Source organism: Paenibacillus sp. P13VS (assembly GCF_015143645.1).
Taxonomy (GTDB): Bacteria; Bacillota; Bacilli; order Paenibacillales; family Paenibacillaceae; genus Paenibacillus; species Paenibacillus xylanilyticus_A.
Genome location: NZ_WYEV01000005.1, coordinates 212,015 through 235,482, shown reverse-complemented (window position 1 = coordinate 235,482; position 23,468 = coordinate 212,015). Strand labels below are relative to the sequence as shown.

Genomic DNA, 23,468 nt, shown 5'->3' with positions numbered 1-23,468 from the left:
CTTTCTTTATAAGTAGTGGTTTAGCGGGAAGCAGAGGGCAGTTTGCGCTCCAAAGCAAACAGATCCTCTTCCATGGAGGCCATGCGTTGATTCACGGTGGTGCGAGCATCACTGAGAGCCTGATTATATATGTAGGGAGCGAGCTTCGTCATAAACAGATCGAGCACCCCCCAAGCGGCCAGGTCGCCAAGTTCTTCGCCGCGTTCCTCTTGGAAATACGACTGGATCGTGCGAATGGCTTCATCCTGCTGTTCTTTGGTCAGTTTCAGCGTGTTCAAGTGGGAATCCCTCCCTATATTTTGTTTTTACTATCATGCTACATGATTCGTGCGAACCCGTCAAAATGGTTTTTGGCCTATCTTGCATACAGGCAATCCGGACTTTGGTGCCGTTCTTTATTGAACTCGTCCCTCGTTAAAGGTATATTTAGATGAAACACTTTGTAATTTCTGAAAGCTCCAATCAATTCATGAAAGGTTTGATACCTGTGGACAATCGTACAACCCCTCCTAACTTTATCAAAAATATTATTACCGAAGATCTCCGGTCAGGAAAAGTCCAGGAAGTCATTACCCGTTTTCCTCCGGAACCGAACGGTTATCTGCATATTGGCCATGCCAAGGCCATCTGGATCAACTTCACGCTGGGCGCTGAATTCGGCGGCAAGACGAACCTGCGCTTTGACGACACGAATCCGGTGAAGGAAGATGTGGAATACGTACAATCCATTCAGGAGGATGTCAAATGGCTCGGCTTTGAGTGGAACGAGAAACGTTTTGCCTCGGACTATTTTGACGAAATGTACAACCGTGCTGTCCTGCTGATCCAAAAAGGAAAGGCCTACGTCGACGACCAAAGCGCCGATGAAATTCGTGAAATGCGCGGCACACTGACTGAACCGGGCAAGAACAGCCCGTATCGTGATCGTTCCGTTGAAGAGAACCTGGATCTGTTCGCACGGATGCGTGCAGGCGAGTTCCAAAATGGAGAAAAAGTGCTGCGTGCGAAGATCGATATGGCTTCGCCTAATATCAACTTGCGTGATCCGGTCATCTACCGTATCGCTCATGCACATCACCACAACACGGGTGACAAATGGTGTATCTATCCGATGTATGCCTTTGCTCATCCGCTGGAAGATGCCATTGAAGGTGTCACACATTCCCTCTGTTCCCTGGAATTTGAGGATCAACGCCCATTCTATGATTGGGTTATCGCTGAATGTGAGATGGAGAGTCAGCCGCATCAGTATGAATTCGGTCGCCTGAATCTGTCCCAGATGGTAACGAGCAAACGGAAACTGAAATTGCTTGTCGACGAAGGACATGTGGATGGATGGGACGATCCGCGCATGCCAACGATTTCGGGTCTCCGTCGCCGGGGTTACACACCGGAAGCGATTCGTGATTTTGTCTTCGAGACAGGCATTTCGAAAAGTCAGGGCGTAATTGACCTGCAAACGCTGGAACACTTTGTCCGTGAGGATCTGAAGCTGAAAGCTCCGCGCACGATGGCTGTTCTGCACCCGCTGAAAGTGGTCATCACCAACTACCCTGAAGGGGAAGTGGAGTGGCTGGAAGCAGAGAACAATGTGGAAAATCCGGAGATGGGCAGTCGTAAAATTCCGTTCTCCCGCGAGATCTACATTGAGCAAGACGACTTCATGGAAAATCCGCCGAACAAATACTTCCGTCTGTTCCCTGGTAATGAGGTTCGACTGAAACATGCGTACTTCATCAAATGTAACGATGTGATCAAGGATGCCGAAGGCAAAGTGACCGAGATTCATTGTACTTATGATGTGGAAACGAAGAGCGGCAGTGGATTCACAGGCCGTAAAGTCAAAGGAACCATCCACTGGGTGGAAGCAAGCCAGGCTGTTCCGGCTGAATTCCGTCTGTATGAGCCATTGATCTTGGCAGAAGCACCGGATGCTGATGTAGAAGCAGAAGTAGCCGGGGCTGAGATCGTGGAAGAGCAACCGGAAAAAACATTCCTGGATCAATTGAACCCGAATTCCCTTGAGATCGTTCACGGGTATGTGGAGCAAGAGATGCAGGAGGCGAAAGCACAGGATAAATTCCAGTTCTTCCGCCACGGATATTTCAGTGTGGATCCGAAGTATTCGGAGCCAGGCCGCCCTGTATTCAACCGGGTCGTATCGCTGAAAAGCTCGTTCCAACTGCCGAAGGCATAAGATACATGAAATAAATAAAAGGGCGTCTCTGCGCAATAGCTGCGTGGAGACGCCCTTTGTCGTACTTCCCTTTTTCCATTATCCATCCTCATCCATGCTTCCCATTTCAGTCAGCACAATAGGCTGGTAGCCATTTCTGCGATTGATCAGCCACATGACGCCAAAGCCTGCTGCACCAATGAGAGAGAAGAAAACGCCAATGTTATACATGACCTCGGCACCGAAGCTCTGGAATAACCAGCCGCCGAACAAGCCGGCAATGACACCGGATATACCGCCCCAGGCCATCGTATACACAGCTTGGCCAGAGGAACGATAAGGTCTCGGAATAAACAGCATGGTCAGCTGGGTTCCGACATAGAAGTATCCGCCAAACGTAACGGAATGCATCAGCTGGATAAATACAATCTCCAGGGGATTAACGGCCTCGGCCATCAGCTGCCAACGAACGGCGAATAACAGGCTGACGAGCACGAGACTTGCAAGCAGCATGCTCATTTTTCGTTTCAGGAAGCGATCCAGCAGCAGGAACACACCCACTTCAAGAATGGATGAGGTGAAGATGGCCCACCCGACCATCTGTTTGTTGCCGCCCATCTCTGTTATATAGAGAGACATAAATGTACTATTCATCGCATTAGGAACCGACACCAGCACACCCAGTCCGATAAACGTCATGAAATACGGGTTGAACATCACTCTGCCGAAACGGCGGAAGGTCACTACTGGAGTGTCCGACGCAATCGGCTGCCTTGGCAGAAACATGGCAAACGCAAATGCGATGATAATCAAGCAGGCAAACACAATCGAAACACTGCCGACGCCCAATCGGTCGATAAGCGGTCCTGCTGCTGCCGCAGTCAGAGCCCAGCCGAGGGAGCCCCACAGCCGGAATGTACCGAATTTCTGTGTAGTCCCATCGATATACCCGAGAATAAGACTGTTGGTTTGGGCAAACAGCGGACTTTGGAAAAAATAAAAGAAGATCATGGCTCCATAGATCCAGGCATAGGTCGGCGCATGAAAGACCGCTTGGGCCAGCACGAAGGTGCCCCCCATCATCATCATCAGGATGATGCGAATATTGCGGGACTTGTCGCTCCAGAAGCCCCAGAACGGATTGGCAAATAAAGAGACAAAGGGGCCGATGGCCATCAGACTGCCGATTTCCAGCTTGGTCATGCCGATCTCCTGCAGATACAATTGGAGGAAGCCGGCGAAGATGGAGATGGCTCCATATATGAAAAAGTTATATAGCTTCAGCGAAACCAAAGAGGGATTGCCTCTTCCGGGTGCATATCTGTCCAAATAGAGCCATTCCTTTCAGAATCAATATTCTACAATGTATCATTTGTTGAAAGGGGATTCAATGTATAGAATAAGTTTATTATATGAGAGCCGGAAGGGATGATAACCGTGGAAATGAAGGAATGGACTGGCATTATATTGGCAGGGGGCTTATCCAGCCGGATGGGTTCCAACAAGGCACTGCTGCCTCTGGATGGCTCCATTGTGCTTGAGCATGTGGCTGAGGCTATAGCTCCTGCAGTGTCCCGTATCATCGTTGCTGCCGGACCCAATGTGGATGCTTATCAAGCGCTCGATTATCCGTGTGTTGAGGATGGCTACCCTGGAAAGGGACCACTGGCCGGCCTTCATGCCGCACTTGAAGCATCGGAGACCGAGTGGAATCTGGTCTGTGCCTGTGACATGCCTTTGGTCCAGCCCTCCTTATTTACCACATTGCAGCGGTTAGCTGCATCGGACAAGACACATCCCGCGATGGTACCGCGCCTGGAAGGACGGGTCCATCCACTGGTAGGCATTTATCATATGGATGTGCTCCCCAGCCTTGAGCAGTGCTTGAAGGAAGGCCGCTTGCGGGTCACCCGCTGGCTGGAGGAGATTGGGTGTCGTTATGTGGAAGCAGAGGATCTGGAAAGAGCAGGAATCCAAGATGCTGCGGCACAGTTAAGCAATTTGAACACCATGCAGGACTATCAGGATCTGGTTGACAAGCGTCCGCCGAGCATGTGAGCAGTATGTATTACATCTAGACGAGAGCCCACCTTTGACCACACAAGACTTGGTGAGACATCCTCATGGTCCTGTGTGGTTATTGCCTATGATTCCAACAGCTTTCGGGCTGCTTTGGCTAACAGCTGCATTCCGCGCTCCATCTCTTCTTCCGAAGCATACGCATAGGACAGTCTGAGGTGGTCCTCATCGAGGCGGTCATACAGAAAACCAGGGTGAATGAGCACCCCATCCTGGAGGCAGGCATGGAACAGCTGGCGGATCGAAAGGGGGCCTGCAGTGAACCTGAGCCAGATGTAAAAGCCTCCGGCTGGTTTGTTCCACTCTGCAATGCTGTTGAAGTAATGTTCCAGCAGAGCCAGCTTGAAGTCCCTCCGGCGGCGAAGCTCTGGCCGCAGACGCTCCATGTGCCGTGTGTGATATCCCTCTGCAAACCAGAGCGTGGCCGCTTCCTGCGCCAGTGAACTGGTGCCATAGTCCGTTTGCATCTTAATGTCTGCCAGGCGGCGAATAACCGGCTCTGGTCCTACCAGCCAGCCCAGACGCAGACCAGGGCTAACCGCCTTGGACAGTGTGCCCATGTGAAGCACGCGGCCATCGGTGTCCTTCGCTTTTAACGATAGCGGCGGGGGCGTGTCCAGCCACAGGTCCGTGTAGGCAGCATCCTCCAGAATGGATATGCCTCCGGCACGAGCTGCAGACATCAACTCGTTTCGGCGAGTATCACTCATGACGGAACCTGTTGGATTGTGAAAACTCGGTATGGTGTAGAGCAGCGGCGAAGGATGTCCCTGATGAGTGCCTCCCTCAACCATATCTTCCAGACGCGGTATGTGTATTCCACCTGCATCCATGGGAACACCATGCATTTTTAATCCTGCGGATTGAAAGGCATGTATGGAATAGAGGTAGGAGGGCTTCTCCAGCAGGACAGCCGACCCGCGGGGAAGCAGGCCCACCGATATCAAATGCAGCGCCTGCAGCGAGCCCGAGACAATTAGAATGGCACTGGGAGACGCCTGAATGCCGCAGGTCAGCAAATAGTCAGACAAGGCCTCACGGAGCTCCAGGCTGCCTTGAGGCTGAAGGTAATTTAACGTACGGGAGCGTTCCGAGAGGGAACGCAGGATGTCATTGAAGGCCTCCTCCGGCATTAGTTCAGGCGCAAGTTCTCCGGTACCGAGCCGAATGATGCCAGGCTGGAACTCAGCTCGGTTAATGAGCTGTACTTCAGGAAGGTTGGGGTAATACCAGCCTTCCTCAATAGCTTCATTCCAGTTGGGCGGCGTCCCGTGGGCAAGTGCATGCCAGCCGGAACCGGAGACATAGGTTCCTCCGCCTCGTCTGCCTTCAATCATGCCGGCAGCGATCAGGTTGTCGAGCGCTGCGACCAGTGTACTGCGGTTGACGCCCATGGACTGAGCCAGTACACGCTGGGAAGGCAGGCGGTAGCCCGCGGTCCACTCTCCGGTCGTTATTTTTTCACGGATATATATTTCAATCTGACGGAATAAAGGCAGGGGGATTGCAGGATCAGGTTTCCAGTCAATGCCCTGTCTTGGATCGGGATGCTTCATACGGAGCTAGCCTCCAGTGGGATAAGATGATTCAGGCATTTAGTTGTATACCGAATTTATAGACCAAAATGGTATACCGACAACTATATCATTTTGGTTGGTCTCCTTACCATCCAATTGGTTGGTCACACGGAAAGTCATCCCCTCTAATATAGAGAATATACAAGGGGGATGTACAATGAGTGTAATTATTCACGCCGTGGTACTGGCGTTTGGCCTGATCCTGCCACTTGGCGTGCAGAACGTGTTTATTTTTAACCAGGGGATGAGCCAGCGAAGTTTACTGCGTGCACTTCCGGCAGTAGTGACTGCTGGTATTAGCGATACATTATTAATTGGAGCTGCGGTCGGAGGAGTGTCCCTCATTTTGCTGCAGTGGCCGCTGCTCTCCGGTGTGCTGTATGCAGGCGGCAGTGCATTTCTGCTGTATATGGCATGGAGCATATGGAAGTCATCCGGAACCGTGAGTGGGTCAGCATCCGCGATGGGTGCAGGACGGCAGATTGCCTTCGCCGCTTCCGTATCCCTGCTTAATCCGCATGCACTGCTGGATACGGTAGCTGTCATTGGCACCAGCTCACTTGAGTATGAAGGGATGGACCGGATTGCTTTTGCCATCACGGCAGCGGCAGTTTCGTGGGTATGGTTCCTTGGACTCGCAAGTGCTGGAAGGTGGATGGGCAGAACAGATACCACTGGACGGATCAGTCGGGTCTTCAACCGGTTATCGGCAGTGGTGATGATCGTGATGGCGGCCATGATGCTGTGGAAACTAATTCGTATGTAATGTTCCGGGAATTTTTGCTCAGAAAAACCCCGCACGGTCTCGTGCGGGGTACATTGTGTTACAAGCTGAGCTGCAGCCAAGTCGTAACATCCGGTCATGCTTGTGTATCGTTATTCTGTCTTCAGAATCATGGATTGAATAAAGGACTTCAGTTCCTCACTCACATTATTCAACTGGTCAATAACCTCGCTAAATTCCGTGACGAGTTCAGCCTGCTGCGTGCTGGACTGGGAGATGGATGCAATCTCCTGCTCCATCTGACGGATGGAATGCTGAACGTCATGAAGGGACCGTTCGATATTCACGGTAGCTTCCTTCGTTCCGGTGGACAGCTTGCGCACTTCGGAGGCCACTACACCGAACCCTGCGCCCGCTTCACCCGCTCGTGCCGCTTCAATAGCCGCGTTGAGGCCGAGTAAATTGGTTTGTTCAGAGACTTCCCGGATAAATGAGGCCACTTTATTAACTTCCGCTGCATTTTGAACGGCGACCTTGGTATTGTCCAGAATTTGTGAAGAGGAGGCAGTCAGCTCTTCGGATTGGGCCGCTACAGTTTGGACCATGTCTGTCAGCCTGCCGCTGATGCTGCTGATTAATTCGGTGAAATGTCCAAGCTGCTCTTCGTTTTTGAGGGAGAAACCAATGGCCAGGGTACCCACAATGTTTCCCGCTTCATCGCGTAGAGGCGTAGCTGTGGAATTAAGGGCTGTTCCGTAATGCTGTGCTTCAATATGATTGGCAGAAGTCTCACCGTTAATGAGGGCACGGCGTAATGTCGGATCCTCAAGTGAAATGGGGTCACCTGCCTTAATGCCGAGGTCAAGATCTTCACTTGGTGCATAATACCAGAATTTCTCGGTGTCGGTTACAGCAATCATCAGATTTTGTCCCTTAAGCATGATTTTGAAATATGGACTTGCTGCGACCATGGCTTCAACAATGTTCATCCAGTCAGCTCCTAAGTGCGGTATATTTGTTTGATTTTTTCTTTGACTATACATCGTCCAGATCAATGAGATTATGAAGACCTAGAGAGAAATATATATTCAGTTTTTCTTATTGTAACAATTTCAGTAGCAGAAAGGAAAAAGGAAGTCCTATTTTATAGAGTCATCGTCTTAGGATTTCATGAAAAAAAGCCGCAAAGGATATCTCCTTCGCAGCTTCATAACAAGCTAGTATTGGTAGCACAACGTTGGTTAAGCTCACTTACCATTCACAGAATTCCTTCATTTGTTCGAACCCATTATACGGTTCAAAAGAAGGCCTACCCGCCGATCTGGGACATGCGCCGTACGGTTGGGGTATGGCTTTGCATTTTTTTCTCGAGCGCCAGTGCCATCTCATGGTTCTTTGGCTTCGTGCCAAGTGCCTTGAGGAAGAGGGCAGCCATTGCATCCGGATCATCAACATAGCGGCGAACATTGTACTCATCCGACCAGTACAGACAGGCCTTGATGTGTCCGTCTGCCGTCAGGCGCAGCCGGTTGCAATTATCACAGAAGTGATCGCTAACCGGGTGAATCAGTCCGAAGGTTCCCTGTGAACCAGCAATCTTCATGTTGCGGGAAGGACCATTGCCTGCCGGTCCGGATGTGCTCTCTACGGTCCAGCCGGCTTCCGCACATACATCGGTGACGGTTTCCAGCGGGAGATACGATTTGCGCCATGAATCCGAAGCATGTCCGATTGGCATGTATTCGATAAAACGCACATGCAGCGGTTGATCGATCGTCATCGCTATGAAATCCTTGATTTCGTCATCATTGATGCCTTTCATCAGAACCACATTCAGCTTGATTGGCGCAAGTCCGGCAGCCGTTGCAGCTTCAATTCCCTTGAGCACTTTGTTGACGTCTCCTCCGCGGGTAATCATGGAGAATCGGTCCGCATGAAGGGAATCGAGACTGATATTAATCCGGTTTAACCCAGCGTCTTTCAGTGCCTGGGCCTGTTTATCCAGCAGGAGCGCATTGGTTGTCAGCGCAATATCCTCAATCCCGTCGATGGCCGAGATCATGCCAACAAGTTTATGCAGATCCTTGCGTACCAGAGGTTCACCGCCAGTCAGGCGAACTTTGCGCATGCCCATCGGGGCGAGCACCTTGAGCACCTGGGTGATTTCCTCGTAGCTCATAATTTCATCATGCGGGGCGAACTCCATGCCTTCGGCTGGCATGCAGTACACACAACGCAAATTACAGCGGTCCGTAACGGAAATACGGATGTAGTCATGGATCCTGCCAAACGAATCCTGGAGCATTTCCATGCAGACCACCCTTTCATTGATTCAGATTGGAAAGCTTCTATAAAATGAACGATACGACAATGTCGAAATTCAAAAGAACAGTTGCATCAAATTTTAGCTATTTCTCCAATCCACGTCAACGATAACGTCAGGTGGCAGCAATTTTTTCGGGATGAGTCAGCTGGAATTGACCCACGATTTGCTGCAGAAATACCGTGATGGCTTCCACATTATGCGAAGACTGTTGAACATGCATCATGTCACTGAGCAGTGCCATCATCTCGGTCTCCACCTCTGCGGACGTGGAGCGGTTTTTATGACTGATGGCAGCGATATTTTCCATAAGTCTAACGACCTGATCCACGACCTGTGTCCTTTGCGAATCTTCGGCAGACGCACTTTGCAGCAGTTGTGCAGCTGCTTGAACCAGTGTGCTGCCTTCAGCCAGTACCTGATCTCCCTCATGAATGGAGCGGGCAGCGGTATCGGCTGCGGTAGTGATATTGTTCAGAATCTGATGGATGTCCTCGGTAGAGGAACGGGACAGCTCGGCCAGCTTGCGAATCTCCCCGGCAACGACAGCGAAACCGCGGCCATGTTCTCCGACACGTGCTGCTTCAATGGATGCATTCAGCGCAAGCAGGTTCGTTTGAGCGGATATCTCATCAATGGCTGCCAGTGCACGGTAAATGTCCTGCATGGTCTCCATAAAGGAAAGAATTGTACGGTTGGTATCCTTGACGGTGCCCGAGATCTGCGTCATTTTGCCGCCAATGCGCTCCACTTCCTGACGAGCAACATCAATCTGTTCTGTGGCCGAGGCCTCCAGCTGCTGCAGGGTAAGACGCATATGATCGGCAGCCAGCTTGGCTTGATCGAGATCCTCCAGCTGTTCACGTATGCCGTGGATCATGGATCCGATCTTATGATTGACACGTTCGGTCGTAACTTGGGTCGTTTCGGTGGAAGTGCGCATCTGATACTGGTTGTTCATTACATCCACGGTGGCAACCTGAACCTTGAGCATGATGCCCTCGAGCGAGTCAATCATGTTATTAATCCATTTTGCAAGTTCACCGGATTCATCCTGTGCAAAAGCGGATGTATCGAGCCGCTGGGTCAGATCGCCCTGACCCTCCGCGTTAATCCGTATAAACCGGCTGATGCGCCGCAAGTCCTCGTGCACACGTTGATGATGTCTCCGCTGCAGCTGATCTGCTGTGACCAAACCCAGAATGATATTAAACGCCGCCAGAGCTGCTGCACTCCATGCACTTCCTGATAAGGCATATACGAGGGCAGCTCCCCCAATGCCTGATAAACCGATAAACAGGCTGTGCAGCTTGAACTGACGCCAGCCGATACTGCGTACCCGGTATACTTCCTCCAGATCACCTTCGCACATCATGCCCCATCGATCGGGACAGTGGGGAAGCTGGAAGGTGATGCCTTTGCCAATAACCGAGATGTGACGGTAATCGGAATAGCCTGGATAGGCTGCAAACAGATTTGACCCGTTACGAATGGTATTAGCAACGCCGGGATGCAGCTCCCCAGTGGAAGGGTCGGTGAACATCAACTCCAGTTCGGTATGCTCTTTGACGGATACAATCCCCCAATTGGTGGTGACACCATCCTTGAGATTTTCGCCATGTGTAAATGTATGATCCTCAAATCGGCTGCGAGACAGAGCAGTTCCTGGCTGCAGATGCGGGCGCAGTTTCGACTCGGCCATGAAGAGATAATTATCTCCCGAATCGGGATAGACATGTCCGGACTCCCGTTGGATCAAGTCCCCGAGCACATCATTGGGGATTCGGCAGCACAGTGAACCGATGTAGCGTCCTTCCTGCAGCATGGGTTCAATGAACATGAGCGTGACATCATCGTGAAAAGAGGAGGAGCGAGGCCCGATCTCCAAGGTCACTGGGTCCGAATAGGGACCATAGAGACATCTTTTCCCGGCCGCATCTGCTCTGGTATATTTCAAGCCTGGTCCAATGGAAGCTTCGTTAACTTCATAGATCTGTCCAATATGTTTTTTATATGTAGAAAATACAACCTGATTCTGTTCGTCCAACATAAAAATCTCTGTGCTATCTGCTGCCCGGATGTACGCTGCTTTGAAGCATGCATCCCATTTGCTGCTATTTTGTACGATCTGTGCTGTGTCCAGAAGTCCCGCTGACTGGATCTGATGCACGAATTGATCCATATGACGCCACTGTTCGTTTGCCCAATCCAGTAAAAGCTGCCGCCTGGTTTCGGCAATTCCTTCAAAAATCTGCTCCACATCATTCTTGATATGTGCGTTCAACCGATACGACCGCCATAACGGCCACCCTTTTTTCCAGCCAAGCCAATCAAACATACAGACCACTCCGATCTTTGAAGTTGAAAGCCTTATTTACCAAAGCCCTTTCCTGATAAACGATATGGATTCTGTCATTTCTAAAAGTAGGGCATTCCTATCTTTTCCATATAAAACGTTATACAAGAAAAACGACAAGAATACGAGGGTATATGTCAAATTTTCCGAATATTTATTCAATAAATACAAAGAAACATGCGCTTTTTAAGAAGGACAGGCATGCGAAGGACCTATATTATAGGTCTTATTGTACTGGAATCCGTACCCAGTTCGATATACATGCACGAATTAGCCGGCTATATTGAACTTTGAAATACAGGCAATATATGCATATCGAATAACGTGGTGTCAGATAAACCATCCATGGGCTGACATCGTTCCGAATGAGAATTTTTCTCATTTTACACTGTGTAACATGAACAGGCCCATACTCAAAACAGTCTGTATAATGTAATCTCCGCCCAATGATTTATAGTATTACCTAACCAGAAAAACCTGTTACGTTCGTGAACGCAAACCTTCCATTCGGCCTTGGTGTGAAATGAAACCTAACTTCCCCCGCGAAAAGGAGAATGCCTATGTCATCCATGAACGTCCCCGAAAATCGCCACATTGAAATTGATCATGTATCCGTCGTTTTTGGTACTGGAACCAAACAGGTCACCGCACTGTCTGATGTGTCGTTCCATATCCAATCCAATGAATTCGTCTCGCTGCTTGGTCCCTCAGGCTGCGGCAAGTCGACATTGCTCAGGATCATCGCCGATCTGCTGCAGCCGACTTCGGGCAGCGTCCGCATTGCAGGTTCGGAACCTGAAAAGGCGCGCCTGCAGCGACAATTCGGTATCGTATTCCAGACGCCAGCCCTGTTTGATTGGCGCACGGTACGTCACAATGTAGAGCTGCCGCTGGAGATCCTGGGCACAAGCAAAAAAGAATGCCGCCGCATCAGTAGTGAACTGCTTGAGATGGTCGGGCTCACGCGATTTGCTGACCACTATCCCTGGCAGCTCAGTGGAGGCATGCAGCAGCGGGTATCCATTGCCCGTGCGCTCTCGTTGGATCCGCCGCTGCTGTTGATGGATGAGCCGTTCTCTGCGCTGGATGAATTCACGAAAGAGAAGCTTCAACTGGAACTGCTTGAGATCAAGCGGTCCACGGGCAAAACCTTCCTCTTTGTCACGCATAGTATCCCCGAAGCCGTATTCCTGTCAGATCGCATTATTGTCCTCTCGGCACATCCCGGGCAAGTACATTCCATTCACTCTGTGGCGCTGCCTTTGGATCGAACCAATGAACTGAGAGAGACCGAAGACTTCTACCACATGCTGACGACCATTCGCAATTGTTTTCATGAGGAGCGTGATCCGGGCCATGTCCCTGCGCTCACTTAAACTGGATTACCGATCCTGGATCGTGATCTGGATTTTATCGCTATTGCTGCTGTGGGAGGGTATAGCTTGGATTCTCCACATGTGGATGTCACCGCAGCAGGCTGCATCTCGCCTGCCTTACCTTCATGATGTTCTCGCCGCACTGGTTCGCTACTCGGGCACTCTCGCTGAGCAGGGGGCAGTGACGTTTGGCAATGCAGCGATTGGATTCGCGGGAGGAGCAGTACTGGGGCTGATGCTGGCGCTTCTAATGAGTGCGGCCGTCTGGCTGGAACGGACATTGTCTCCCTATGTTATCTCCTCGCAGATGATCCCAATTATCGGTCTCGCACCGATTGTATACGGCATTATTCATCATGCCGAGTGGGCCAGGATCGTCATGGCGGCTTATGTTACATTCTTCCCCATTGTCATTCACACGCTAAAAGGGTTAAAGAGCGCCGCACCGGAGCATCTGGAGCTGATGCGTTCGTGCGGAGCCTCGCTGACGGCCAGATATATCAAATGCCTGCTGCCTTCAGCTCTGCCAGGACTGTTCTCCGGCATGAAAATCGCTGCCCCGCTAGCGGTCACTTCTTCCATCGTCGTTGAACTGATGGGTGCACCCGATGGACTCGGTGTCCTGATGGTCAGTTCCTTGTATTATGGCAGTGCTCAAGTCGGCATGTTCTGGGCTACGATTATGCTTAGCATCGGCATTGGTCTAATCTCGTATCTGGTCATCAGCCTGGCCGAACGGTGGTTAACGCCTTGGCAGCCCGAATTCAGAGCGAAGGGAGGGAACGCGGTATGAGCGAAGGGGTAATGGTGAACCGCAGCCGGGATGAGAACGGAACAGCTGCTGTGTCCAGCTCTGCGTCTATGCCAGGTTCAGCTATGGCTGCTTCGGTCCCTAGCTCGGAGATTCAGGGGCAGCAGGGACAAGCAGAACAGGAACGGCCAGTCGGTACTGCGCGGAAAAAGTGGACCATTTTGCATTTGCTCCCCTGGCTGGCCGGCCTATGTTTTCTCGCCATGTGGCAGTTCCGGTTGTTTCATCAATTATTCTCACTGGAAAGTTACCAGCTTCCTGTACCTTCAGCCATTGCAGCATCCATCCGGGATAACGCGGAAATGCTCTTCCGATATGCTCTATATAGTGGAACGGAAATGCTGGGTGGTTTCCTGCTGGGTTCCCTTCTGGGGGCTGTCGCAGCCGCAGGTGCTTCGTTCTTCCCGATCAGCGGCAAGGCAGGGATCGCGGTGATGTCGGCTCTTAACGCAGTGCCGATTGTTGCACTGGCGCCCATCATGAACAACTGGTTTGGGGACGGCATCTGGTCACGGATTGCCGTAGTGGCCGTCATTACGATGGCTGCCATGGCAGTCAGTCTGTTCAAAGGGCTTACTTCCATACAGCCGCAGTACGGTGAATTGCTGGACGGACTCGCTGCAAGCCGTATGCAGGTGTTCTTGAAGTTGCGTTTGCCACACGCCTTGCCGTCCCTCTTTGCCGGACTGAAGATCAACATGTCCACCAGTATTATCGGTGCCATTGTGGGTGAATTTTTTATCGCTTCCCAAGGTCTTGGATATCTGCTGTCGGATCAGATTCGGCTCGCCAACATGCCACTTGCCTGGTCTTGTATCGTCATTGCTGCCGCTCTCGGCATCGTGCTCTATGAAGCCGTTGTACTGGCGGAGAAGCGGCTCATTCCATGGAACCGTGTGCGCACTAACGTATAACCCTCACCATCGTGCGGGAATACCACAGATCCGCTGCAGTACCTGATTGAATTCTTATATAAACAGGGGGTTTTTTGTATATGTACAAAACGTTGAAATCGGGTTTGATGGTCGTTGTGCTGATGCTCGCGGTTGCCTTGCTGGCCGCATGTTCCGCGAAGACGGAGCCGTCTGCCGAACCTGCTGCTGCAAGTTCAGGAGGAGACGCAGAACAGTCCTTAACGAAAGTGAAAATTCAGCTTAAATGGGTTCCGCAGGCCCAGTTCGCCGGAATTTATGCCGCGAAGGAACAAGGTTTTTTTGAAGATGAAGGCATTGATGCAGAGATTATTCCGGGTGGCCCGGATATCGTCATTGAACAGCAGGTGGTGAACGGCGCAGCCGATGTCGGCATCACGGGGGTAGACAGTCTGCTGGTGAGCCGTGACAACGGTCTGCCGCTGGTCTCCCTTGCCCAGATTTCACAGAAGAGCAGCTATCGCCTGATCGCCAAGAAGTCAGCAGGAATAACTGATCCGGCCCAGATGAAAGGCAAAAAGGTAAGCACATGGTTCGGCAGCCAGCAGTTCCAGGTCCTCGCTTTTATAGAGAAGAACGGACTTGATCCGAAGAAGGATATTGAGCTGGTGAAGCAGGGGTTTACGATGGATCAGTTTTTCAATGACCAGGTGGATGTCGCGACAGCAACCATATATAACGAATATCACGTTGTGCTGGAGAGCGGCGTACAGGAGTCCGATCTGGATGTGTTCAACATTGAGGAAGCGGGCGTAGGCATGCTGGAAGATACATTGATCGCGAAGAAGGACTGGGTCGATGGCAACCGCGATCTTGCCGTTAAAGTCACCCGTGCCATTCTAAAAGGCTGGAACTATGCCATTGACAACCAGGAGGAAACCGTGGATATCGTCATGAGCAACGTGACCGACGGCAGTACGACCCGTGAACATCAGGTTACGATGCTGGAGGAGATTGCGAAGCTGATTCGTCCGGAAGGATTTACGGAGCAGCAGGTGGGCAGCTTTGTGGATGAATCGTTTGCCCGTACAGCAGATATTGCACTGAATTATGGATTGATCAAGAAGGCAGCCAATCTGGATGAAGCGCTGGAGAAGAGCATTTACGAAGAAGCGGTGAAATAAGGCAGTCGAAGGAGGATGGCAAATGAGCTCCGTGGATCAGCAACCTCAGCCGCTTGGCGGTACCAAGGAAGAATGGCGGGAGAAAGACCGCAAATATGTGTGGCATCACATCTCGCCTCATAATGATCATCCAATGATTGCGGTCAGCGGGGAAGGCAGCTGGATCACGGATCAGGATGGAACGCGGTATCTGGATGCCATGTCCGGGTTATGGTGCGTGAATGTGGGGCATGGACGGGAGGAGATTGCAAAGAGTGCATATGAGCAGATGAAAGCACTCGCTTATGTGCCGATGACCCAGAGCCACGAGCCGGCGATTTTGCTGGCAGAGAAGCTGAACGAATGGCTGGAGGGGGACTATCGAATCTTTTTCTCCAATTCGGGATCGGATGCCAATGAGGTGGCGTTCAAAATAGCCCGTCAGTTTCATCACCAGAATGGTGAGCCAACCCGACACAAGTTCATCTCCCGTCACCGGGCCTATCACGGCAACTCCATGGGCGCACTCGGTGCCACCGGGCAAGCTGCCCGCAAGATCAAGTACGAGCCGCTGGGTGTGGGCTTCTCCCATGTTCCACCCCCATATTGCTATCGCTGTCCGTTTGGACGGAACAGGGAGGGGTGCGGACTCGAATGTGCAACCATCTATGAAGAGGTTATTCGCTGGGAAGGCCCCGAGACCGTGGCTGCGGTGATCATGGAGCCGGTGATTACGGGGGGCGGTATGATTGTCCCGCCTCCGGACTACATGCGCACTGTGCAGGAGATCTGTGAGCGTTACGGTGTGCTGCTGATCGTGGATGAAGTGATCTGCGGGTTCGGTCGTTCCGGACAGAAGTTCGGACACCAGAATTACGGCGTGCAGCCGGATATTGTCACCATGGCCAAGGGAATGACAAGCGCGTACTCTCCGTTATCGGCTACAGCCGTACGAGCGGATCTGTACGATACGTTCCGGGAACCCGGACCAGATGCTCACTTTCGCCATGTGAACACCTTCGGCGGCAATCCGGTCTCCTGCCGGGTAGCACTGGCCAACATCGAAATCCTGGAGCGTGAAAATCTGGTGGAGCGTGCGGATGAACTGGGGCGAGTCCTTCGTGAGAAGTTGGAGCCGCTGCAGGAGCTGCCCATGGTCGGAGATGTTCGAATGTTTGGGTTCGCCTGTGGCATTGAGCTTATCGAAGCGGACGGCTCCCCGGCAGATGCAGGGAAGGTTGCACATGTGCTGGCCAGTTGTAAGAAGGACGGTATTCTTATTGGTAAAAACGGGGACACGGTGCCCGGGTTCGCCAACATTTTGACGATATCACCGCCTTTTGTCACCACGGAGGATGAGCTGGAGCTGATTGCGGAAAGTTTGCTTAAGGCACTGCGGAGTGTGGAGGCAGGATAGTGGATGGATAGATAATTCCAGGAATGACTCTTGTATGACTCGTTTGAAAAATAAACCATGTGGAGGCGAGGGAAGATGCAGACCACAACCGGAATAGGCATTAACCATCTTCGGTTGAATGAACGAATTGAACAATTGTCCCGTATTGGACGAATCGGAGAGACGGGCGTTTGCCGGCTTGCCCTCACCCCTGAAGATATGGAAGGCATTATCCAGGTTCGTCTCTGGATGGAAGAAGCCGGACTGGTGACCCGTCTGGATCCATTCGGGAATCTGATTGGCCGCCTGGAAGGTGCTGATCCTGCGCAGCCCATTTTGATGATCGGCTCGCATATTGATTCACAGCCTTATGGCGGTCGATATGATGGTGCCATTGGTGTCCTGGGTGCCCTGGAAGCTGTGCAGTGCCTGATGGAGAATGGCATTCAGCCCCGGATGCCAATAGAGGTTGTTGCTTTTTGCGATGAAGAGGGTTCCCGATTCAACAAAGGCCTGTTCGGCTCCCGGGGAATGACCGGGCAGTTGGAAGATGGAGAACTGGAGCGGCAGGACAGGAACGGGGTGACTCGCCGGGAGGCTCTGGAAGCTTTCGGATGCTCGGTAGAGAATTTCGCTGAAGGAGTCTATGCACCTGATTCCATCGGCAGCTATCTGGAGCTGCACATTGAACAGGGCCCTGTGCTGGAATCGCTGGATGCCCCGGTGGGACTGGTCACAGGTATCTCCGGTCCATTATGGCTAACGATTACGATCAAGGGCATGGCAGGGCATGCCGGTTCGGTACCGATGGCCATGCGTCATGATGCGCTCGTTGGCAGTGCCAGAGTCATTGCAGCGTTTGACGACATGGTTAGAGCAGATCCGGCTGCCCCCACGGTTGGTACGGTGGGCAGTCTGAGGGTGTTCCCCGACTCGCGCAACATCATCCCTGAAGAAGTCAGCTTCACCTTGGACTTGCGCGATATGGAGATGGATCGCCGCAACCAGCTTGAAGCCCGGCTGATGAATGTGCTTGCTGAAGTATGCGGTCAGCATGGGCTTACCTATTCCGTGACTGAAGATACCAATAGTGAACCGCGCTACTGTGCGGAACGAATTAAGGCAGCCATTCGCTCGTCAGCAGAGGAGATGGACTTGTCCTTGCCGGAGCTCATGAGTGGTCCGTTCCATGATGCACTAGCGCTATCTTATGTGTGCGATTATGGCATGATTTTTGTCCGCAGCAAGGATGGGATCAGCCATCATCCGAGTGAGTATTCCTCCCCGGAGGACATTGCGCTGGGAACGGAGGTATTATACCGCACGATTCGGCAGATATGCGGGCAGCTGCATGCTGACGATGAATCGGAGGGCTGATTCACCTTTTCTGATATGAAAAAGGAACCGATGAACGATCGGATTCATCTCTAATACATCCTAATCTGGGTAGAAGGAGGCGTTACTGGCGTATGGGGAAAATCAATATAGGCCTGATTCAGGCTTCGCATGAAGTGGAAGGATCGGCACCGGTTGAAGAGCACAAGGAGGCTGCCATTCAGAAGCATATCACCCTGGTCCGTGAGGCTGCAGCACGAGGAGCGCAGATTATCGGACTGCAGGAGGTCTTCTATGGACCCTACTTTTGCACCGAACAAAATCCCAAATGGTACGCATCTGCCGAACCGGTGCCGGAGGGACCGACAACCAGGCGTTTTCAGGCGCTTGCGAAGGAACTTGGCGTTGTGATCATTTTGCCTGTGTACGAGGTAGAGGGCATTGCATCGTATTACAATACGGCTGCCGTCATTGATGCCGATGGCTCTTATCTTGGCAAGTACCGCAAGCACCATATCCCGCATGTGGAAGCAGGCGAGGGCACGAACGGCTTCTGGGAAAAGTATTATTTCAGGCCCGGGAATCTGGGATACCCGGTATTTGATACGGCTTACGCCAGAGTAGGCGTGTACATCTGCTACGATCGGCACTTTCCGGAAGGAGCCCGACTGCTCGGACTCGCCGGAGCGGAGATTGTGTTCAATCCGTCAGCTACGGTGGCGGGTACATCGGAATATCTGTGGAAATTGGAACAGCCTGCCCACGCCGTTGCCAACGGCTATTACGTGGCTGCCATTAACCGGGTAGGCGTGGAGGCGCCTTGGAATATGGGTGAATTTTATGGTCAGTCGTATCTGGTGGACCCGCGCGGACGAATGGTTGCCATGGGCAGCAGGGATCAGGATGAGATTGTCATCGGCGAGATGGATACCGAAATCATCCGTGAAGTGCGCAATGTGTGGCAATTCTACCGGGATCGGCGCCCTGAGACGTATGAGCATCTGGTTAACCTGTAACTGGCATTTGAAAGGTTGTATTCAAAAAAGAACCCGGACCCTAATTCAATCCCTAGGAGGTGCATGTTCATGATAAACAGCACGGGAGCAGCGTTATCCGATTATGGATGGGAGAGCCGTTTTGCCGAGATGAAACCCGCCATGACAGGCAAGGAAGCGATGGAGGAATCCAACCGCTGTCTGTACTGTTACGATGCACCTTGCATCAAGGCGTGCCCAACGGACATCAATATCCCTTCGTTTATTCGGAAAATCTCGACAGGTCATCTGAAAGGCTCGGCCCGAACCATTATGGATGCCAATCCGGTAGGAGCCAGCTGTGCAAGAGTCTGTCCAACCGAGGAACTGTGCGAAGGCGCCTGTGTACTGAACGAATCGTCGAAGCCCATTCGCATCGGTGATCTGCAGCGATATGCCACGGACTGGGCACGGGAGGCCAATGAACCTTTGTTTCAGGCAGCCCCCTCCAATGGCCGTTCCATCGCTGTTGTTGGCGCCGGGCCTGCCGGCTTGTCCGCAGCCAGAGAGCTTGGCCGTGCAGGGTACGAGGTGACGATCTATGAAGCGAAGCCCAAGGGTGGTGGATTAAATACGTACGGGATCGTCTCCTTTCGTTTACCCCAGGAAGTGTCCCTGTGGGAAGTGGAACAGGTTGAAGCGCTGGGAGTACACATCCGGTACGGTGTACGCATAGGCGTGGATCTGTCTCCTGAACAACTGCTGGAACAGCATGAAGCTGTCATTCTGGCTTGTGGTATGGGTTCTGTTCCGATGCTTGGGATCGAAGGAGAGAGCTTGGAAGGGGTGTACGATGCCATCGAACTGGTGGAATCCACGAAACAGGGCGTACCGCCTGCATTGAATGGTCTAAGAGTAGCTGTCATAGGTGCGGGCAACACGGCAGTGGATGCAGCCACCTGCTCGGTACGTCTGGGAGCAGAACGTGTACAGATGCTTTATCGGCGCGGAGAGGGTCAGATGACGGCCTATGCGTTTGAATATGCGTTTGCGAAACAGGAAGGGGTAGAGTTTCGCTGGTTTACGATGCCGCAGCGCATTATTGGCGATGAGAATGGGCGAGTCCGGGCTGTGGAGTGTGTGAAAATGGAGCTGGTTACGCCCCCAGGAGGCGGGCGTGCATTACCCGTACCCCAAGAAGGGACAGAGTTCGTGATTGAATGTGACACCGTTGTCCGGGCAATCGGACAGAACCGGCTGCTGCCTCTCATTGAAGCCTTCGGTCTGCGTCATCACTGGGGCGTTATTGAGGTGGAGCAGCAGACCTACCGAACGTCTCATCCACAGATCTATGCAGCAGGGGATGTGATTTTCGGCCAGGGGCAAGGCGAGGCCATGGTTGTCTCGGCTGCCCAGCAGGGGAAGCTGGCTGCAGCCGCACTGATGAAGGCACTGCCTGGACAGGTGGAGGAGACGGCTTGAGGTGAGCTTGTGCTTCGTATGGTGTTCAGACCATGAAGCCACCGAGTGCAGAGCAAGACCATATATGCAAACAACACCAAGGAGGGATCGTTATGGCTGACTTATCGATAAATCTGGCAGGTATTCGATCACCCAATCCATTTTGGCTGGCATCCGCGCCGCCGACGAATACGGGATATCAGGTGCAGCGTGCCTTCGAGGCAGGCTGGGGAGGTGCGGTGTGGAAGACGCTGGGTGAACCGATCATTAACACGTCATCCCGTTTTGCCGCTGTACATTTTGGCGGACAGCGGGTAGCGGGCTTCAACAATATTGAGCTGATCTCCGATCGTCCACTGGAGGTCAATCTGCGGGAGATCGCTGAAACCAAGAAGCGCTTCCCGGATCGCGCGGTCATTGCATCATTGATGGTAGAACCGAAGCGGGAGAAGTGGCATGAAATTGTCAAAAAGGTGGAAGCCGTCGGGGTAGACGGACTGGAGTTAAACTTCGGCTGTCCCCATGGAATGGCCGAACGGGGCATGGGGGCGGCTTCCGGTCAGCAGCCGGATCTGGTGGAACTGCAGACGATGTGGGTGAAGGAAGTCGCGACGACCCCCGTGATCGTGAAGCTGACACCGAATATTACGGATATTACGGCAACAGCCCGGGCCGCAGTGCGCGGGGGTGCGGATGCCATTTCTCTTATCAACACCATTAACTCTCTGGCGGGGGTGGATCTGGATTCGTGGAATACCGTTCCCCATGTAGGCGGCAAAGGGGCCCATGGCGGCTATTGCGGACCAGCGGTGAAGCCGATTGCCCTCAACATGGTGGCCGAATGTGCCCGCCATCCGGAAGTGGGCGTGCCCATCTCGGGAATTGGCGGCATATCCGATTGGCGGGATACAGCGGAGTTTTTGCTCATGGGAGCGACAGGCGTGCAAGTATGTACGGCAGCGATGCATCATGGTTTTCGCATCGTGGAGGATATGATTGACGGGCTGAACGATTATTTGGATGAGAAGGGCCTGAGCAGTGTGGCGGAACTTGTGGGCCAGACCGTTCCCCGATACTCGGACTGGGGTAATCTGGATCTCAACTACAAAGTGGTTGCCCGCATTAACCGTGATGTCTGTATTAACTGCAACAAGTGCCATATCGCTTGTGAGGACACATCGCACCAGTGTATCGATATGCTGACCGATCCTTCCGGCGCCTATCTGGAAGTGGTCGAGGAAGATTGTGTGGGATGTAACCTATGCTCGATTGTATGTCCGGTGGACGGGGCCATTGAAATGGTCGAGGTAACACCTGAACAGACTCCATTAACCTGGAATGAACGTCAATCTGCGATTGCTGTGCTGCAATCGATTCGAGATCAATCAACCAAGGAGGCGATATCATGAGTGGGCGCAAACTGATTCAGAATGGCGTATTGGTCACGGCAGCGGACACATTTGAAGCAGATATACTCATCGAGAACGGGAAAATCACGCAGATTGGCATGGGCATGGTGGCGGATGACCGAACGGAGATCGTGGATGCCTCCGGCTGTTATGTCATTCCCGGCGGTATTGATCCGCATACACATCTGGATATGCCTTTTGGCGGGACAGTGACCGCGGATGATTTTGCAACGGGAACTGCAGCCGCAGCGTTTGGCGGAACAACGACAATCCTTGATTTCTGTCTGACTCAGAAAGGCAAACCGCTCACCGAATCCCTGAAGGAATGGCATGCGAAGGCCAAGGGGAAGGCTGCCATCGACTATGGATTTCATCTGATGATCGGGGAGATGAATGACCAGGTATTGGAGGAACTGCCGCAGGTCATTGAGGAAGAAGGGGTGTCTTCCTTCAAAGTGTTCATGGCCTATAAAAACCAGTTCCAGGCGGATGATGGCATCCTCTATCAGACGCTGCAAAAGGCCAAGGAGTACGGTGCCCTGGTCATGGTGCATGCCGAGAACGGCGATGTCATCGATCTGCTTGTGCAGCAGGCGCTCGCCGAAGGACGGACTGAGCCGATTCATCACGCCCTTACCCGTCCTTCCATCCTGGAAGGAGAGGCGACAGGACGCGCTGCACGTCTGGCTGCCCTTGCGGATTCGCAGCTGTATGTTGTGCATGTGACGTGTGCCGAAGCTGTGGAGCAGATTGCACGCATGCGTGACATGGGTTACCGGATTTGGGGCGAGACATGTCCGCAGTATCTGACGCTGGATCAGTCCATCATGGATCAGCCTGATTTTGAAGGGGCGAAGTATGTCTGGTCCCCGCCACTGCGGGAAGCCTCCCATCAGGAGGTGTTGTGGAACGCACTGAAGAGCGGCCAGTTGCAGACGATTGGGTCCGATCACTGCTCCTTTAATTTCAAGGGGCAGAAGGATCTGGGGAAGAATGACTTTAGCAAAATTCCTAATGGTGGGCCTGTCATTGAGGACCGGCTTAGCATTTTATATTCGGAGGGAGTTGCCAAGGGACGCATTTCATTGAATCAATGGGTAGATCTGTGTTCTACCCGGGCGAGCAAGTTGTTTGGGATGTTTCCGCAGAAAGGAACGCTTGCCGTCGGTACTGATGCGGACATCGTTATTTTCGATCCCTCCATCTCCAGGGAGATATCGGCGAGTACACATCATATGAATGTGGATTACAGTGCCTTCGAAGGCATGCAGGTACAGGGATGTCCCGTTACCGTGCTGTGCCGGGGGGAGTATGTCATTAAGGATCGTCAGTTTGCAGGTGCGGCAGGATCGGGCCAGTATGTGAAGCGTGCCAAATACGATGCAGGTGCCCCCATGCCTGGGCGGCAGGCGGTTACGACAGTGACGGGAGGTTGA

19 protein-coding genes are annotated in these 23,468 nt (G+C 52.4%); 13 read left to right on the top strand and 6 right to left on the bottom strand.

Features of this window, described 5'->3' with window-relative positions; genetic code table 11:
- Positions 1–20 precede the first annotated feature (20 nt).
- A complete protein-coding gene (locus GUA98_RS14830; protein WP_095291132.1) occupies positions 21–278 on the bottom strand; it encodes a DUF2164 domain-containing protein in 258 nt (85 codons plus the stop codon).
- Between the two features lie 191 nt (positions 279–469).
- On the opposite strand from GUA98_RS14830, the gene GUA98_RS14825 reads away from it, so the two are divergent.
- Positions 470–2,197 carry a glutamine--tRNA ligase/YqeY domain fusion protein gene (locus tag GUA98_RS14825; RefSeq protein WP_193723722.1) on the top strand — a complete coding sequence of 576 codons (1,728 nt, stop codon included), beginning with the start codon at positions 470–472 and terminating at the stop codon, positions 2,195–2,197.
- Between the two features lie 78 nt (positions 2,198–2,275).
- Here the strand turns inward: GUA98_RS14825 and GUA98_RS14820 are convergent, their stop codons facing one another.
- Positions 2,276–3,505: an MFS transporter gene (locus tag GUA98_RS14820; RefSeq protein WP_227779672.1), complete on the bottom strand. Its 1,230-nt coding sequence runs from the start codon at positions 3,503–3,505 to the stop codon at positions 2,276–2,278.
- Between the two features lie 99 nt (positions 3,506–3,604).
- Between GUA98_RS14820 and GUA98_RS14815 the strand changes: the two genes are divergently transcribed.
- A complete protein-coding gene (locus tag GUA98_RS14815; protein ID WP_193723567.1) occupies positions 3,605–4,234 on the top strand; it encodes a molybdenum cofactor guanylyltransferase in 630 nt (209 codons plus the stop codon).
- 86 nt (positions 4,235–4,320) lie between these two features.
- On the opposite strand, the gene GUA98_RS14810 is transcribed toward GUA98_RS14815, so the two are convergent.
- The gene (locus tag GUA98_RS14810; protein ID WP_193723566.1) at positions 4,321–5,811 is read right to left on the bottom strand and encodes a PLP-dependent aminotransferase family protein; all 1,491 of its coding nucleotides are present in this window, start codon (positions 5,809–5,811) and stop codon (positions 4,321–4,323) included.
- 178 nt (positions 5,812–5,989) lie between these two features.
- Between GUA98_RS14810 and GUA98_RS14805 the strand changes: the two genes are divergently transcribed.
- Positions 5,990–6,598: a LysE/ArgO family amino acid transporter gene (locus GUA98_RS14805; protein WP_153980203.1), complete on the top strand. Its 609-nt coding sequence runs from the start codon at positions 5,990–5,992 to the stop codon at positions 6,596–6,598.
- A gap of 110 nt (positions 6,599–6,708) precedes the next feature.
- Here GUA98_RS14805 and GUA98_RS14800 read toward each other — a convergent pair whose 3' ends face one another.
- The 3 genes from GUA98_RS14800 to GUA98_RS14790 form a co-directional block, all read right to left on the bottom strand.
- The gene (locus GUA98_RS14800) at positions 6,709–7,545 is read right to left on the bottom strand and encodes a methyl-accepting chemotaxis protein (protein ID WP_153980202.1); all 837 of its coding nucleotides are present in this window, start codon (positions 7,543–7,545) and stop codon (positions 6,709–6,711) included.
- 320 nt (positions 7,546–7,865) lie between these two features.
- Positions 7,866–8,867, bottom strand: a complete 1,002-nt coding sequence (gene moaA, locus GUA98_RS14795; RefSeq protein ID WP_193723565.1) for a GTP 3',8-cyclase MoaA — start codon at positions 8,865–8,867, stop codon at positions 7,866–7,868.
- Positions 8,868–8,994: 127 nt separating this feature from the next.
- Positions 8,995–11,217, bottom strand: coding sequence for a methyl-accepting chemotaxis protein (locus tag GUA98_RS14790; protein WP_153980201.1), 2,223 nt, complete (start codon positions 11,215–11,217; stop codon positions 8,995–8,997).
- 578 nt (positions 11,218–11,795) lie between these two features.
- On the opposite strand from GUA98_RS14790, the gene GUA98_RS14785 reads away from it, so the two are divergent.
- The 10 genes from GUA98_RS14785 (at position 11,796) to hydA (ending at position 23,468) form a co-directional block, all read left to right on the top strand.
- Positions 11,796–12,611, top strand: coding sequence for an ABC transporter ATP-binding protein (locus GUA98_RS14785; RefSeq protein WP_321573882.1), 816 nt, complete (start codon positions 11,796–11,798; stop codon positions 12,609–12,611).
- The gene (locus tag GUA98_RS14780) at positions 12,592–13,404 is read left to right on the top strand and encodes an ABC transporter permease (RefSeq protein WP_153980200.1); all 813 of its coding nucleotides are present in this window, start codon (positions 12,592–12,594) and stop codon (positions 13,402–13,404) included. Before GUA98_RS14785 ends, GUA98_RS14780 begins: the two co-directional genes overlap by 20 nt.
- A complete protein-coding gene (locus tag GUA98_RS14775; protein ID WP_227779670.1) occupies positions 13,401–14,336 on the top strand; it encodes an ABC transporter permease in 936 nt (311 codons plus the stop codon). Before GUA98_RS14780 ends, GUA98_RS14775 begins: the two co-directional genes overlap by 4 nt.
- Positions 14,337–14,416: 80 nt before the next feature.
- Positions 14,417–15,478 carry an ABC transporter substrate-binding protein gene (locus tag GUA98_RS14770; protein ID WP_193723564.1) on the top strand — a complete coding sequence of 354 codons (1,062 nt, stop codon included), beginning with the start codon at positions 14,417–14,419 and terminating at the stop codon, positions 15,476–15,478.
- 22 nt (positions 15,479–15,500) lie between these two features.
- The gene (locus tag GUA98_RS14765) at positions 15,501–16,874 is read left to right on the top strand and encodes an aspartate aminotransferase family protein (RefSeq protein WP_193723563.1); all 1,374 of its coding nucleotides are present in this window, start codon (positions 15,501–15,503) and stop codon (positions 16,872–16,874) included.
- A 75-nt stretch (positions 16,875–16,949) separates the two neighbouring features.
- A complete protein-coding gene (locus GUA98_RS14760; RefSeq protein ID WP_193723562.1) occupies positions 16,950–18,230 on the top strand; it encodes a M20 family metallo-hydrolase in 1,281 nt (426 codons plus the stop codon).
- A 92-nt stretch (positions 18,231–18,322) separates the two neighbouring features.
- Entirely contained in the window at positions 18,323–19,204 is an 882-nt protein-coding gene (locus tag GUA98_RS14755; RefSeq protein ID WP_127537276.1) for a nitrilase-related carbon-nitrogen hydrolase, read from the top strand.
- A gap of 69 nt (positions 19,205–19,273) precedes the next feature.
- On the top strand, positions 19,274–20,644 hold the full coding sequence (locus GUA98_RS14750; protein WP_153980195.1) for an NAD(P)-dependent oxidoreductase: 1,371 nt from the start codon (positions 19,274–19,276) through the stop codon (positions 20,642–20,644).
- Positions 20,645–20,736: 92 nt separating this feature from the next.
- Positions 20,737–22,032 carry an NAD-dependent dihydropyrimidine dehydrogenase subunit PreA gene (gene preA / locus GUA98_RS14745; protein ID WP_193723561.1) on the top strand — a complete coding sequence of 432 codons (1,296 nt, stop codon included), beginning with the start codon at positions 20,737–20,739 and terminating at the stop codon, positions 22,030–22,032.
- Positions 22,029–23,468: a dihydropyrimidinase gene (hydA, locus tag GUA98_RS14740; RefSeq protein ID WP_193723560.1), complete on the top strand. Its 1,440-nt coding sequence runs from the start codon at positions 22,029–22,031 to the stop codon at positions 23,466–23,468. Before preA ends, hydA begins: the two co-directional genes overlap by 4 nt.

Bases quoted from the DNA above. Each gene is read 5' to 3' on its own strand.
- GUA98_RS14755 (WP_127537276.1), top strand. From the start codon at position 18,323: ATGGGGAAAATCAATATAGGCCTGATTCAGGCTTCGCATGAAGTGGAA.
- hydA (WP_193723560.1), top strand. From the start codon at position 22,029: ATGAGTGGGCGCAAACTGATTCAGAATGGCGTATTGGTCACGGCAGCG.
- GUA98_RS14765 (WP_193723563.1), top strand. From the start codon at position 15,501: ATGAGCTCCGTGGATCAGCAACCTCAGCCGCTTGGCGGTACCAAGGAA.
- GUA98_RS14790 (WP_153980201.1), bottom strand. From the start codon at position 11,217: ATGTTTGATTGGCTTGGCTGGAAAAAAGGGTGGCCGTTATGGCGGTCG.
- GUA98_RS14760 (WP_193723562.1), top strand. From the start codon at position 16,950: ATGCAGACCACAACCGGAATAGGCATTAACCATCTTCGGTTGAATGAA.
- GUA98_RS14815 (WP_193723567.1), top strand. From the start codon at position 3,605: ATGATAACCGTGGAAATGAAGGAATGGACTGGCATTATATTGGCAGGG.
- GUA98_RS14785 (WP_321573882.1), top strand. From the start codon at position 11,796: ATGTCATCCATGAACGTCCCCGAAAATCGCCACATTGAAATTGATCAT.
- GUA98_RS14805 (WP_153980203.1), top strand. From the start codon at position 5,990: ATGAGTGTAATTATTCACGCCGTGGTACTGGCGTTTGGCCTGATCCTG.
- GUA98_RS14770 (WP_193723564.1), top strand. From the start codon at position 14,417: ATGTACAAAACGTTGAAATCGGGTTTGATGGTCGTTGTGCTGATGCTC.
- GUA98_RS14775 (WP_227779670.1), top strand. From the start codon at position 13,401: ATGAGCGAAGGGGTAATGGTGAACCGCAGCCGGGATGAGAACGGAACA.
- GUA98_RS14780 (WP_153980200.1), top strand. From the start codon at position 12,592: ATGTCCCTGCGCTCACTTAAACTGGATTACCGATCCTGGATCGTGATC.
- GUA98_RS14825 (WP_193723722.1), top strand. From the start codon at position 470: ATGAAAGGTTTGATACCTGTGGACAATCGTACAACCCCTCCTAACTTT.
- GUA98_RS14810 (WP_193723566.1), bottom strand. From the start codon at position 5,811: ATGAAGCATCCCGATCCAAGACAGGGCATTGACTGGAAACCTGATCCT.
- GUA98_RS14800 (WP_153980202.1), bottom strand. From the start codon at position 7,545: ATGAACATTGTTGAAGCCATGGTCGCAGCAAGTCCATATTTCAAAATC.
- moaA (WP_193723565.1), bottom strand. From the start codon at position 8,867: ATGGAAATGCTCCAGGATTCGTTTGGCAGGATCCATGACTACATCCGT.
- preA (WP_193723561.1), top strand. From the start codon at position 20,737: ATGGCTGACTTATCGATAAATCTGGCAGGTATTCGATCACCCAATCCA.
- GUA98_RS14750 (WP_153980195.1), top strand. From the start codon at position 19,274: ATGATAAACAGCACGGGAGCAGCGTTATCCGATTATGGATGGGAGAGC.